Genomic DNA, 582 nt, shown 5'->3' with positions numbered 1-582 from the left:
TGGAGACGATCGGAATGCGGGGAGCCTCATACGTCAGCCCCGCGGCCACCTCGCGGAAGGCGTCCAGCATCCCGTCCATGTGCGACGAGTGGAACGCGTGGCTGACAGTCAGCCGCTTGGTCTTACGCCCCCGCGCCTCAAAACCAGCCGCGATCTCCAGAGCCGCAGCCTCATCACCGGCGATGACAACCGACGTAGGCCCGTTGATCGCGGCGATACTCACGCCCTCGACCAGCAGCGGCGCAACCTCGTCCTCCGCAGCCTGGACCGCCACCATCACGCCGCCACCCGGCAGCTCCTGCATCAGACGACCACGAGCGGCCACCAACGTGCAGGCATCATCCAGCGACAACACACCAGCGACATGCGCCGCAGCCAGCTCACCGATCGAGTGCCCGGCCAGGAAGTCAGGCTTCAGCCCCCACGACTCAACGAGCCGGAACAGCGCCACCTCAACCGCGAACAACGCGGGCTGCGTGTAGGCAGTCTGGTCCAGCAGGCCGCCGTCGGCTCCGAAGATCACATCCCGCAGCGGTACTTCGAACCGTTCACACACCGCGTCCAGGGCTTCGGCGAAGACCG

1 protein-coding gene is annotated in these 582 nt (G+C 66.7%); it reads right to left on the bottom strand.

The window, feature by feature from the left end:
• On the bottom strand, window positions 1–582 hold a 582-nt coding region (locus P3G67_RS35800; RefSeq protein ID WP_276097246.1), incomplete at both ends, for an acyltransferase domain-containing protein.

Source organism: Streptomyces silvisoli, assembly GCF_029269905.1.
Classification (GTDB): domain Bacteria; phylum Actinomycetota; class Actinomycetes; order Streptomycetales; family Streptomycetaceae; genus Streptantibioticus_A; species Streptantibioticus_A silvisoli_A.
Note: the sequence above shows the minus strand (reverse complement) of the source record. Positions and strands in the feature narration are given on the sequence as shown.